Here is a 13,459-nt window from a genome sequence, read left to right as displayed (position 1 = left end):
CTGTCCTATTTCGGCCACATAACAGGCTCTGCAATTGCTAAATTTTAGTTGCTGTGGCTAACAGGTCTTTCCGTTGTGTCGATAGAAGAAGTCTAAAATAAGTACCTACTATCTAAGTTAGGGTGTAATTGATCAAATAGGGGATATGAACCCTTGAGGGCAGGGATACATGGCAGCGATGCTGACTGATTTCTTAGCGACACTTAGGTCCTACCCTTTCATTTTCTTCGGTATATTTGAACCGGCAGGTTTAAATATTTTCATTATTGAGGACATCCAAATGACATGCAGAGCGGTGATTTACATCCGTACCTCTTCAGAAACACAAGGGGCAAATTCCAGCCCAATTGAACAGGAAGCAGATTGCTTGCATCTGGCTCAGGAAAAAGGATTGCAAGTGATTCGTGTTTATCGCGACGTGGAAAAATATCGCGTGGGCAACAAAATGGTCGAGCCATCGGGCAGTCGTTCAGACCGTCCCGGTCTGTTAGCCATGCTCGAAGACGCTGCCAGAGATGAGTTCGATGTCATTCTCGGCTGGCGAGAGGACAGACTGTACCGAGGATTGCGTTCCATGTTGACGGTTTTGGAAACAGTCCAGGACTATAAGATCGAAATTCTGTTGGCAAAAGAAAATTTCGATTCCAAGATCGCTCCTGTCCGTGCCTGGGCAGCCCAGATGGAATTGGACGGAATGAAAGAGCGATTGGGAATGGGGGTCAAAGCACGACTGAAAGCGGGCAAAGCAAACACAGGGCAAGACCGCTACGGGTATATTCGTATCGGTGACAAGATCCATGTTGTTGATGAAGAAGCAGACTGGGTCAGGAAAATCTTTGAATGGTACAACAAGGGTGTTTCACTGTCACAGATCCGTGAAAGACTGATTGCCGGCAACGCTCCACAGAAGGGGAGCAGCACACCGAGGCATATCCACTGGGCTCGCTCCAGCATCCAGGGGATTTTTGAATCTGCGAAAGAGTATGCCTATGGCTACAAGGAACAATCGCGTGGTGGTGAAACTTTTCAAATCCCGGTGGAGCCTATTATCGATATCCCTACCTATGAGTTGTTCAAGGCGCAACGCGAAAGGAATAAAACCAATTCCCCCCAACAAATCCGCCATGACTATCTGCTTTCCGGACATCTAAAGTGCTCATGTAACCTGACCTGGCAAGCAAAAACAGCAACTCACCGTCGCAGCCGAAATGGGGAGTGGATCGAGCGCAAGACTCCCATCGGGACCTATTTCTGCCCGCAGTCGCATAAGGAGTTACGAACCTCAGATTGCCCCAAGTCGATTAGCGCCAAACAAGCCGAAGCCCAAATCTGGGAGAAGGTAAGCGAATTTATTACCAACCCAGCTTACCTTCTGGCTGAAGCGGAGGCTAAAGTTTCCCGATTGCAGAAAGACTACGAACAAATGCAGCGAGAGGAAATACGTCTGCATAAAGAACTCAAAAGGCTAAACGATGAACGTCAGGAATTCATCACCAAAGCTTGCAAAGAACGAATGCCTGATGAAGAGCTCACTCCCCAGATGAACGCACTGTATGAGAAGGAACGAGGAGTGCAACGTAGGCTGACAACCATTGAGCGAACGAAGGACGATTTTACAAAACTTGACTTGGAAGAACAGATAAAGAAATATGTAGCCGAATTGCAGTCAGAGATGGTTGAGCTGATTCATGCCGATCCTCAAGCCCAGGAGGAGAGACATCAGGTGTTTATGTTGAAGAAGCGAATCTTGGACACAGTTTTGAAGGAAGCACGAGTTGATCAAAACCGACAGGTACATATAAAGTTTCGTTCAGACTTTACGACCCGCACAAATTGATCTTGCCCTCAATAAGCTAATTCAGAAAATAACAACAAGGCGACTCAAAATCGAGTCGCCTTGTTGTTATTAAGACTGGCTCCCCGACTATGAAAAACCGGGGAGCGGGGTATGATAGTTTATGAGGTAGAAATCGAATACCCGTAAACAAGTATTCCGCAATATAGAGAAATTTAATCTTGTTTTTGAAGTTTCATCCCGTATATGGGGGTCAGGCTGTGGTATGTAGTGAAGTAGGACGAAACTTATACCCGTATACCAGATATGTACCCCGCCGGACAGATCCGATTGCGGTTGTGAGGCGGAAAATTGGCAGTTTTGACTTCAACTGATCCAATTTTAGTAGGATTGATGCCCTGGTGTCGCTACCCTGTCGTCAAGGAAGGAGTCGTTGTAGGCAGGGTAGTGACTGCTTCCTTGTTGACGGGATGTACTTAATCCAGCGGTTTGTGCTGTGCAAGCCATACCAAGCTTTCTCTTCTTGCCTCATCCGGAATAAACTTTGAGTCACTCCTGGTTTTGTGCATGGATTCCAATAGTCTTTCGTCGCTTATCAATTCGGGGGATAACCCTAGAAAATCACGATAATCATTAACGTCCAAAGCAAAACTCAGAGATTCTCGCAGAGCTTTGCTTTCCATAAATTCACTCCGGTTTTCTTCCTCATGCCATACATGGTCAGTCTGTCCACATGCTCCCAGCAAGGTAATGTATCCTGTTTCGACTTCCTGATATCCAAACCGTCCTCGAACAATTTCTCCTGTTTTGAACAGTTGCAATATCCGGCTTTGATTCCATACCTGCTGCGCTTGCTCTGCCGCTGATGTTTCTTGGTAATAAGTTGTGAGTGAAACAAACCGAAAGTGTTCGGAATTGTCTCCAAGCATTTGGCTAATTTGGAAATGACCAGCATCAAGGTGAATATCATTCGCAAGTTTTCCTGGAGTTGGATAGCGATCAGGAAATTTATGGGTGTCGCCGCAAATTGTCTCAAAACTTTTATAGGAAATAGGTTTAGCCTCCAGATCGATTAAGACTTTGTAGGTAATCCGTTGTGGCTCCATCCGGGCAGCATCGATCCAATAGGGTCCATTTATGAGTTTCGTTTTTAAGCGCAGGCGGTTTGTTTTGATTTCATCTTCACTTAGTATGCCCACTTCTTTCTTCACATCTGGCTCATTTGCCAGATTAACGATCTCCTTTTCCACCCAATCAACTGCTTCAGCGAACTTGATAAAGTGGTGCGAGTTTCCAACATGACCTTCTCGTTTGACGCAGGTATTCCAGAAGAGTTTATCTTCTGCTAGCCAAATCCTTCCTTCGGCAGCCTGATAACGACAAGTCATGCGAGTGTCGTCATCCCTTTGCCACTCAAAAGACCTGGTTTTGAAATCAAATTCCTTCATCTCATGCTTATGAGAGAGCTCAAATAAGATGTCCCACGCTTGTCTTCGTGCCTCTTGAGCACGCTTCTTTTCCTGCTCTGCCATTTGGGTGATAATTTGCTTTTTTGACTCCAGCAGTTCGATTAATTCGTAGCCGGCTTCCGGTGGTAAATGCATGATTTCTTCATAAACATCCTCGCCCTTCGGCTTTTCAACTGCAGGCTCTGGCTCACCTTTCTTTCGTTTCTTGCGGGATGGCAGATTTAGTTCGATTCGATGAACCAAACGGGTGATGGAGACGCCACTGGATTTCCAGGCATCTTGTGATACCAGTGCATTTAATAATTCCAGTGCCTCGGTTCCATGTAATGACTCTATTTTTCTGTCGGTGTTATTCCAGATGACCAACCCCTGCTTTTGCCATGTCTGGAACTGATTCGACTCAAGCCACTCTGGACACCCTTCTGGCTTTTGTCCTTTATCGATGCGCTGGTAATTCGGATTTTCATTAAATCGTAAGCCCCAAGTTGTTTCTGCCATATGTATACCTCATATGAAGAATTTGAAACGTAAAACGGCGAAGCAAATAATTTTACCTGTTCCAGTTAAAAATTGCTTCTTTTTTGAGCATGAGGGACAGGATGCGGAGTAGATGGTTTCATCAATAAGGCCCCTTATGTGGGGCTTTCTTTGAGTGTCACTCGCTCAATTAAAAAATTTCATTTGCGCTTGTATGAGCTTGACACAGAATCCGCCCTAGCTCAATAACTAACGTACTTTACGGCGTGCCATAAAACGCTTTGTTCAAGACCTGTACACAATAACTACGTTAAAAGGATAGGGTTATCACCTGATTAAATCCTGTGATTATATTATTGGAAAAATCAGTCCGAATACCAAGTTGGGTGTTCAGCAACGACAATATCATAAATTGGGCAATCATGGGTATGGGCACGCGGTAGGTATCCTGTACTAATCGGCATGAGAATTACATTATTCGCAGTAAGAGATCATGAGTCAATTTTACTATTGTTGTAGAAAGAGAGAAGTTATCATATTTATTGCTCATCCCAACATTGCCTTGAATCCAGGTCGATCAAACCAGTTTAGGAATTAATTGGCACCACAAAGTTTTCGCCTGGTCTTCAAATGAGGCGAATAAAAAGAGCGTTTTTTGACGATATATATGAGTTATCAAGAACAAAATTTTAAAATCAAGGTATACTTCGACTATTCATTTACGCTTATCGTTATTTCTAAAATAATAATGGTTCTGTTAAATAAAATGACCCTGGTTTTTCCATCACCACGCCGGTTAAACTTGATTCTCCACAACAGAGGAATAAATATGATAAAAAATCTGTATGTAATATGTGGTTTGCCTACATCCGGGCAATTGCTTTTAGGAAGATATATGGAAAGCACATATCAGATTCCTTTATATACAAGCGTCGCATATTCTGTTGGGGAGGCGAATTCACTACCTTGGATTCGGTCAGAAAATTATGATCAACTAATATTCGAAAAACAGGAAAGCGTTGACAGGGAATTATTCTCCTCAACAAATGAAAAAGCGATAGTAATAGGTTGGCATATTCAAAATTATGTATATTCTGTTATGAGAGGCGGTCATCCTACAGAGAATATGTACAAAACCATAGCTAATGTAAATTCACGTGTACATATACGTCTCCTGTACATGTCAACCACGCCAGATGAAATGACAGAGCGAATGCTCGAAATACCTACTGATCAGGTCAAAAAAGTTAGTGTCTGGTACCAGAAATGGTTATTGGAATTAAATAGTTTAATTTCTGATCTAAAAATTGAAAAATATATTTTTGCGGCAGAAGACCCTGATCTTTTATATACTCGATGTAGATTCTTGCACAATCAATTGGGGCTAGAAGAGTCTAATGTAACAGCCAGTAATTACTAATAATTTCACAATTCAAAAGGGAGAGTTTTATGGGAGACGAAAATATTCTTGCTAAGTACCATAACGAAAATTATATATATGAATATTTGTTTCCATATCCTTTAGCAGATTTATACCGGCGTTATCGGGTATCGCGAGAGCCTTACGACAAGCTTGGTTTCCTTTTGTCGGCTAGTGAAGCATCTCTCAAGTTTTTGGTTGCGGTATCATTTGGATTAACCAATACGAATAACGAAAAACTAATACAGGACTTGAGTCGCGTAAAATTAAATAGCCCTTCGTTTGGCACGTGGGAAAAACTTCTGGAAATAGTTGTATCAAACGTAGAAAAATCATCAGAAACTAATGAACTAACATCATTGATAATACAATGCCTTAAAAATAACGAGGGAAAACAATCCGAATATATAAAATCAGTAAAAAAACTTATTGAATGGAGAAATGATTATGTACATGGTGGGACAATTACTAGCCTAACTGCTAAAAATATTTTGGAAGAAGCAGAACCTGTATTTAGGAATGCCTTTCGATCTTTGTCATTTTTGGCAAATTATCCATTTGTAATATGCGAGGAAGTTCGATTTATAAGAAACCCATCATGTTTCGAAGCTGTAATTAGATTGGCACAGGGATGCAATCCAACTTTCCCATATGAGATATGGCGATTAGACAAGCCTATTGATCCCCAAGTCACGTTGCTAATGTCACCGAATTTGTCAACCGCATATTCACTTAATCCAATACTGATAATCCTTCCCGACGAGAAGATGGATGCACCTCGATGTTATTTCTATTCACATAAAAACGGGCATGTTTATTGGCAAAGCTATGAATTTCATAAAGACAATATTAAACAAGGTCCATCTGAACTAGAAGAAGAGATGGTTTCTTTAATAAACGGATCGATTAAGATCTCTCAAACATTACTGGAATTTCATGACAACAACAAGCCACCCTGGCTTAAGTCGCTATCCAAATCGTCGAAAAGTTTATTTAACTTTACCCCTCCTGCTGGTTATGAGTTGCTAGGGGTAATTGGACAAGGAAGATATGGTATTGTTTACAAAGTATTCCATACAGGATTAAAAGAGGTTCGCGCATTAAAGATAATCCTACCTGAAATATCTCAAGATCCGCGATTAAGAAAAAGGTTTGAGATAGAGGCGCAAGTCCTTGCAAAGTTACGCGGAAAATCTGCGGGAATTGATTTGTACGAATACGGCGAGACTAATGAGGGATTTCCGTATATCATTCTGCAGCTTGCTGAAGAAGGTTCGCTTCAAGAATACATGGAGAGATGGGGACAAGCAGATTGGAATCTTGTTTTAGGGATTGGGATCAAATGTTTTACAGCTCTAAAGGCTGTCCATGAAACAGGTATATTACATAGAGATATAAAGCTATCAAATATTTTAGTTTCAGGAGACAGATATCTACTGTGTGATTTTGGCGTAAGTAAGTTTATTGATTCTAATCAGTCACTTACTCTTATGGGTGATGCTATAGGCACTATTGGTTATATGCCCCCTGAACAACGTGATGGAACATCAGATGCCCGATCAGACCTGTATTCACTTGGTGTATGTCTTGTCCATTTATTAGCCGGAAAGCCTTTGCCAGATCATCGAAAATGGTTATACCAGAGTTATAAAGGGAATTTAGATTTTAGAAATGCATTATTGAGTTTACTTGAACCTATCCCTGAAAACCGTCCCCCAAGTGCTTCCGCCATATTAGAAAGATTCAGAATCATTAATAAGGAATATATTGAAACTGAAAACAATCAAGAAATTGATACAAAGATAACTCCCCCAAAAAACACAGCTATTACTGATAATGCGTTACTGCCTGAATTAAGTAATGATAACCCTCAGCCCAGATATTGGCGTTCCTCCGACGGAACTGTTTTCAGGCAAATTCCATCAGGTGAGTATTTAATGGGAGGCACAAAATATCCAGATGAGCGTCCAGTTCACAAGGTTAGATTTGATAAGCCCTTCTTTATGGCTACTACGCTGGTAACAAATTCTATGTTTAGAAGATTTTGTGCTGAAACAAAATACCGCGGCTCTGGCGATAATTTTTTACTTCATTTCATGAACGAAAAAACATTTAATAAGTCATGGAGAGAAGCAACCGCCCCAGTAGTTTTTGTTTCCTGGATTGATGTTAAGGAGTATATCCTTTGGCGATCAGAACAAGATGATTTAGACTATCGACTGCCTTCAGAGGCTGAGTGGGAATACGCTTGTCGGGCTGATTCTCGTACTGTTTACCCTTGGGGTAACACATTTGATATGAATATGTTAAATACAGGCAAGAGACATGGTCATCCAACGCCGGTGGGCACCTTTCCGCCTAACTCATGGGGGCTATTTGATATGCTGGGAAATGTGTGGGAGTGGTGCGAAGATATTTTTGATGTTTTACCTAATGAAGAATCTCTCTTTTATAGATATTGCTCAGAACTTCCTTTCGGAAGCTGTGTGAATCCTGTAAATTCAGGACCAGATGCAATGTTTAGTAAGCGGGTAAGGAAGGGGCTTCGTGCCGGGCGTGGCGGATCTTGGTTTAGTGATAATCACAATTGTAGACCAGCCAATCGCCGTGGAAGACCATGATGCTTATCTTCGTTCTTACGGATTTCGGTTAGTAGTTGCCAATCCCCCTGAGAATGAAATTGAAAATAAGAACCTTGGAAAAAGTGGGGTAATTAAAAATGTCAGGCGATAATTTGGAACTAGTGTATAATAAATTGGTAGAGGCGGGTATTCAAGCCGTTGTTGCATTACCCGATTCACACCTCAGCCCATTATGTAAAAAAATTCAAGCAGGAAATAGAATTAAATATATTCAGGTAGCACACGAATCTGATTGTGTTGGTATTTCTACTGGATTGAATATGTCTGGCACTAAGACTCTCGCTGTAATGGAAAATTCTGGCATCAGAAATGCGTGCGAAATAATAGCGCGATTTCACTTGTCGCATAGGTTATTTTCGTGTTACTTAATATCGCATAGAGGTGAATTCGGTGAGCGGAATTGGTGGGGGATCGCACATCATCAGACCCAACAGCCTTTATTGGAGATGCTGCAATTTAGATGGGAATCCTTAAGATCAATTTCAGAATTATCTCTAATGTTGGAGAATTCATTCCGTATGCTCTCGTCTGGTCAGACTAGCATTGCCCTTGTAGCTGAAGCAAGCTTTTTGAGTGAGCTAAAAAAATGAATACCAGTGATGTAATCGACTTCGTTGAGAGCAAAATGACTGAACAAACCTCAATTGTTGTGTCTCTTGGACGGACTGGCGAAGAAATGTTTCAGAGAAATCGAGAACAAACATTATTTATCGATTGCATGGGAGCGATTTGTTCATTATCAATTGGTGTCGCTCTAGCGGTTGGAGAAAGTAAGCCAGTTATTGCGCTCGATTCAGATGGTAGCCATCTTATGGATTTATCCTTATTATCTACACTCGGCGTGCTAGCTAATGATTTAAATAACCTTACCATATTAGTTTTGGACAATGAGATTTACGAATCCGGAGGGGGGATGCCAAGTCGTTATTCACATCTCAATTGGGCATTACTCGGAAAAGCGTGGGGATTAAGAATAATTGAAGTGTCGACCATTGAGGAGCTTAGCATAGCTTTTTCTGATTACCCAAAAAGATTTTTGTACATTATTGTGAAAATAAAAAATGATAAAACGATTGACACTTTTACTAAAGATATTGATGGCATTGAGTCAAGGTATCGATTTCAGCGCCATCTTCAAAAAATTTTGAATAAAAAAATTGTTGATCCGGCAATAAAAGGATGAGTATCAAAGCGCTAGCAAGAGGAGATATCTATGTCAAAAAACCTTACCTTGACCAAAGTCGTTCAGCAGCAGGATAATTCTGCCATATATTCAACGAACTTCGATGGGGTTTTACACGAAAAACTAGAGGTATTAGTATTTACAACACCGGAAACGCGACTGTTGCTAAATTCTCCGGAAATCTGTGGCAGTGAGTTCCAAATCATTTTCAGTAATGGCTTAAGCAATGTTCTTGATGCTCTTAAGCTGTATCCTTCAGATATTGCAAAACAATTGAGCTCCGACCCTATAGATATATTGTATATATTGAGAGGGGGGCTGAATTTCAACTTACATGAGATTATTCATAAAACGCTGGAAAGAACCTCGGAAGTATCCTTCATTTCTAGCCAGCGCGTCCCAAAAGAAGGCGGATTTGATATCGCCGAGGCAGCATATGAAAAATGGAGCGTGCAAGACCAATCACTTTTGTGTTTCGGTGATATTAGTGCTACAGGCACAACAATCAAACAAGCAGTGCAACGCACAATCGATCATCCTATCGGAAAATAAAAACCAAAACGTTTGCTGTTCATAACAATTGGCACATCGAAAGCTTTAGATGCATGCGTTGAATTGTCAAAATTGTTAACTGAAAGATTAGGTGATAGTTTTGAAGGTATGACTGTACTTTTCGTTGAGCAAATATTTAATCTTTATGAATTTGATGAGCGCTTAAATTCTAACCACCTGCAATACACAGATTTTTTCAGGAAGGATTATCCGTCAACTATTGAATTCGAACTTGAAAGTGTTTCAAATCCGGTCTGCTACCTTGAGAGATGTGCAATTTATGATGGCGGATCCAGGGCGTTTGAGCCTAAAATATATACGAATAATTTAATTCATTATTGGGAAAGTCTCAAAAAGTCGCCACTAAATATCGAGGATTATTTATTAGTAAAAAGCAATTTTATGGATTACTCATTATCTTATGATGATTGGATGAAGAAACGGATTTGGTGGAATGGAGTAAGCGAGGATAAACTACTTGCCCTTTATAAGAAGGGGCACGATTCTGTAAATCATCTCACCAACAGTCAATTTGATGAGGTAATTGAAAATCGACTAACAAATCTATATAAGAGGAGAAAATAAGATGGAAAACCCAACGTTCATAGATAAATTAGCATGGATTCATGTTGTAGATAAAAGATATTAAGTACCTTGTCAAAAGGAAAGGATATATATTATATTCCTGGAGGAAAAAGGAGGAGATGAAACGGACAATCAAGCATTAATTAGAGAGGCGAAAGAGGAATTGAGTATTGATTTAATTCCCGATACCATAAAATTAGTTGGCGTCTTTGAGGCTCAAGCGCATGGCAAAAAAGAAGGTCTAATTGTTCGTATGACTTGTTATTCTGCAGATTATACAGGGGTGTTAACTCCTGATTCTGAAATAGCAGAGATGGTCTGGTTTACTCATAAAGATAAAGACAAGAGCTCACCCGTTGACAAAATCATTTTTGATTGGCTTCACGAGAAAGGGCTATTAGCTGACTAGAAAATACAATTGTTATTGCTCAACAATTTAGTTTCTTGGTCGAATTTCATAAAAGATGCCTAAGCCTCAAACTCAGGCATCTAGTTGTTATTTTTATCATTTGAAATTCTGTGTCAGATACATGCCGTTGAATTGAAATATAAAATAAACAGTATTAAAAACTAGATACTCCTTTTACGAAATGAATCTCCTTCATGGATAAACACGCTGCGATTGAATTTAATGATGTTCATTTTGAGTATCGCTTGGAAGACAGCAATACCCTCAATATTATTAAGGGATTGTCTTTCTTAATTAATAAAAATGAATTTATAACTCTTATTGGACCATCCGGTTGCGGCAAGTCCACACTCCTATACCTTATCGCAAACATTCTTAAGCCAACCCAAGGTGATGTCAAGGTAGATTTTGGACTCGTAAAAGATGCAAGTGGTTTTGTGTTTCAAGATTATGTATTATTTCCTTGGAGAAACATTTTGGAAAATGTTAGACTACCATTGGAATTAAAGGGTGTAAAAAATTCTGAGGCAAATAAACTCGCCTTAGAATATATCCATTTGGTTGGATTAGATGATTTTGTGAATTCGTTTCCAAAGGAGTTATCTGGGGGTATGAAACAGCGTGTAGGGATTGCTCGTGCACTAATTACAGAATCCCCGATTTTACTTATGGACGAGCCATTTAATGCGTTAGATGATATTACGCGTCAAGAGATGTATGATGAACTTATAAACATACTTTCTGTAACTAAAAGAACGGTGGTTTTTGTCACGCATAATATTAATGAGGCAATATTTTTATCTGATAAAATTTTTGTGCTTTCAAAAAGGCCGAGCATTATAAAGAAAATTATTGAGGTAAAGTTGCCCAAACCAAGGGATACGACTATTTTGTCGTCGCCGGAGTTTTATCAAGCTTATTCCGAGACTCAGCAAGCCTTAAAAGAGAAATAATCGAGAGAGTTTTATGTTAAGAGCAAAACTGGTTACGAGGGCAGTTCCATTTATCTTTTTTGTTTTTCTTTTGATCGCATGGCAATTAATTGTCGAAAAATTTAGTGTCCCTCAATACATTCTGCCCGCCCCGTCTGAAATAATCCAAAGAATGATAAAGGATTATTCAATTTTATACTTTCATACGGTGGTTACGTTGTACGAGTCAGTATCAGGTTTCTTATTGGCGTGCGTTATTGGAATTGTAGTGGCAATGCTTATTAATACATCTTCATTAGTTGAGAGAATAATATATCCATATGCAATAATGGCAAAAGTAATTCCTGTAGTGGCGATTGCGCCCTTGATAATGATCTGGTTTGGCTTTGGCATTACCCTAAAATCTTTATTTCTGCGCTGGTTTCTTTTTCCAATTGTTGTGAATACTGTAAAGGGGTTAAAATCAACCGATCCTCAAATGGTTAAGTTGATGAAAAGTCTTTCAGCTCATCCATTTCAAATTTTTATTAAGCTAAAAGTTCCATCTTCAATGCCATATTTGTTTGCTGGTTTTAAAGTTGCAATAACGCTGAGTGTTGTTGGGGCTATTGTAGGGGAGTTAGTCGGTGCAGACAGAGGTATTGGTCACCTAATTATGATTGCTCAGGCATATTTAGACACGGAATTGATTTTTAGTGCTATATTTGCGTCAGCAGTATTGGGTTGGTGTTATTTTCCCTAATCTCTTTCCTCGAAAATCACTAATGAGCTGGTATGAACCAGTCGAGTAATTCAACCACCAAACAGGAGGATTGCCATGAACAATTTTCGTCGAATAATTGTGTTGCTCCTTTTAGTTGTAACCCTTTTAACAAGTTGTTCCAAAAACACTGCCAGCCAAGTCGATGAGGTTAAACTACGCTTGAATTGGCAGCCTGGCGCAGAACATGTTGCATACTACTTAGCGTCTGAAAAAGGCTATTATAAAGATGCCGGCATGAATGTAGAGATTATCGTAGGGTCAGGTAGTGGCGATTCGGTGAAATTGCTTGCCACTGGAGATGTTGATTTTAGTTTGGCTGCTGGAGCTAACGTAATACAAGGCGTTTCCAGTGGAATGCCAATTAAGGTGATTGGGGTGATATATCAAGATGATCCCACTTCATTCACTGTACTGGACGGCAAGGGTATAACTAAACTAGAGGATTTAATTGGCAAGAAAATAGGTGTTGCCTTAAATAGTTCTACATATCCTGAATATCTTGCTCTATTAAAACGCAATGGTATAGATCAATCTCAAGTGACGGAAGTACCTGTGAATTTTGGGATTGAGCCATTGCTCACAGGTCAAATTGATGCATTTCCTGGCTTTCTTACTCAAATACCACTTCAAGTTCAAAGGCCGGTCAGAAAACCATTAGTTATTCCTTAAGATTATGGAATAAATATGTATGGAGTTTCTATTGTTGCAAGAGACGAGACAATAAAAATAATCCGGATCTTGTTCAGAGATTTGTCGATGCTACATTTAAGGGATGGAACTACGTTTTCGATCATCGCAGTGAAGCCATCGACATAATGATGAATAAATTCCCCGAACTGGATCGCAACAAGATAACAAGCGAACTTGATCTTTTAATCCCATTAATTTTGACGGACACTACGGAGGAATATGGCTTAGGGTATTCGGTCGATACACGCTGGGAAGATACTATAAACATTCTATTCGACCAAAACGTAATTAGCAACAAAGTCGAGCCGATTAATGTTTTCACTAATAAATTTGTCCAGAAAGAACCTTGAAATAGTATTCTTTCTATTCACATGTGTATATCATAAATACATATAGTCAATACTCTACCAATTAGCTGACATGGTAGAGTGTTGACTATTTCCTATAATCAGCTAATCAGCTTCGACCTAAAATCTATACACGGGAGATTGTTTTCCATCATGAAAAAACTAGCTTTGTTAGGTGATTTCCAGACAGTTCTT

Annotated in this window: 12 protein-coding genes and 1 pseudogene; 12 read left to right on the top strand and 1 reads right to left on the bottom strand. The window is 39.8% G+C overall.

The genetic code is table 11. The features are described 5' to 3' along the window. Positions 1-169 precede the first annotated feature (169 nt). Entirely contained in the window at positions 170-1,837 is a 1,668-nt protein-coding gene (locus tag IPP66_00065) for a recombinase family protein (GenBank protein MBK9923663.1), read from the top strand. A gap of 434 nt (positions 1,838-2,271) precedes the next feature. Here the strand turns inward: IPP66_00065 and IPP66_00060 are convergent, their stop codons facing one another. After that, the gene (locus IPP66_00060) at positions 2,272-3,762 is read right to left on the bottom strand and encodes a hypothetical protein (protein ID MBK9923662.1); all 1,491 of its coding nucleotides are present in this window, start codon (positions 3,760-3,762) and stop codon (positions 2,272-2,274) included. Between the two features lie 646 nt (positions 3,763-4,408). Here IPP66_00060 and IPP66_00055 point away from each other — a divergent pair. The 11 genes and pseudogenes from IPP66_00055 (at position 4,409) to IPP66_00005 (ending at position 13,267) form a co-directional block, all read left to right on the top strand. Continuing rightward, complete coding sequence (locus tag IPP66_00055) at positions 4,409-5,161, top strand: hypothetical protein (GenBank protein MBK9923661.1); 753 nt, start codon at positions 4,409-4,411, stop codon at positions 5,159-5,161. 29 nt (positions 5,162-5,190) lie between these two features. Continuing rightward, complete coding sequence (locus tag IPP66_00050) at positions 5,191-7,782, top strand: SUMF1/EgtB/PvdO family nonheme iron enzyme (GenBank protein ID MBK9923660.1); 2,592 nt, start codon at positions 5,191-5,193, stop codon at positions 7,780-7,782. A 98-nt stretch (positions 7,783-7,880) separates the two neighbouring features. Continuing rightward, positions 7,881-8,393 (top strand): hypothetical protein, encoded by a 513-nt coding sequence (locus IPP66_00045; protein ID MBK9923659.1) that lies wholly within the window; start codon positions 7,881-7,883, stop codon positions 8,391-8,393. Positions 8,394-8,428: 35 nt separating this feature from the next. Continuing rightward, entirely contained in the window at positions 8,429-8,986 is a 558-nt protein-coding gene (locus IPP66_00040; protein ID MBK9923658.1) for a hypothetical protein, read from the top strand. Positions 8,987-9,016: 30 nt separating this feature from the next. Further along, a complete protein-coding gene (locus tag IPP66_00035) occupies positions 9,017-9,538 on the top strand; it encodes a hypothetical protein (GenBank protein ID MBK9923657.1) in 522 nt (173 codons plus the stop codon). A 108-nt stretch (positions 9,539-9,646) separates the two neighbouring features. Beyond that, positions 9,647-10,123 carry a hypothetical protein gene (locus IPP66_00030; GenBank protein ID MBK9923656.1) on the top strand — a complete coding sequence of 159 codons (477 nt, stop codon included), beginning with the start codon at positions 9,647-9,649 and terminating at the stop codon, positions 10,121-10,123. A gap of 1 nt (position 10,124) precedes the next feature. After that, a pseudogene (locus IPP66_00025) lies at positions 10,125-10,532 on the top strand (NUDIX domain-containing protein). Positions 10,533-10,726: 194 nt separating this feature from the next. Further along, positions 10,727-11,485: an ABC transporter ATP-binding protein gene (locus tag IPP66_00020; GenBank protein MBK9923655.1), complete on the top strand. Its 759-nt coding sequence runs from the start codon at positions 10,727-10,729 to the stop codon at positions 11,483-11,485. 13 nt (positions 11,486-11,498) lie between these two features. Continuing rightward, a complete protein-coding gene (locus IPP66_00015) occupies positions 11,499-12,206 on the top strand; it encodes an ABC transporter permease (protein ID MBK9923654.1) in 708 nt (235 codons plus the stop codon). Positions 12,207-12,281: 75 nt separating this feature from the next. Next, positions 12,282-12,896, top strand: coding sequence for an ABC transporter substrate-binding protein (locus IPP66_00010; protein MBK9923653.1), 615 nt, complete (start codon positions 12,282-12,284; stop codon positions 12,894-12,896). After that, on the top strand, positions 12,824-13,267 hold the full coding sequence (locus tag IPP66_00005) for an ABC transporter substrate-binding protein (protein MBK9923652.1): 444 nt from the start codon (positions 12,824-12,826) through the stop codon (positions 13,265-13,267). Before IPP66_00010 ends, IPP66_00005 begins: the two co-directional genes overlap by 73 nt. Positions 13,268-13,459 lie beyond the last annotated feature (192 nt).

This window comes from Candidatus Defluviilinea proxima (assembly GCA_016721115.1).
GTDB classification, from domain to species: Bacteria; Chloroflexota; Anaerolineae; order Anaerolineales; family Villigracilaceae; genus Defluviilinea; species Defluviilinea proxima.
This window is presented reverse-complemented; position numbering and strand designations above follow the sequence as displayed.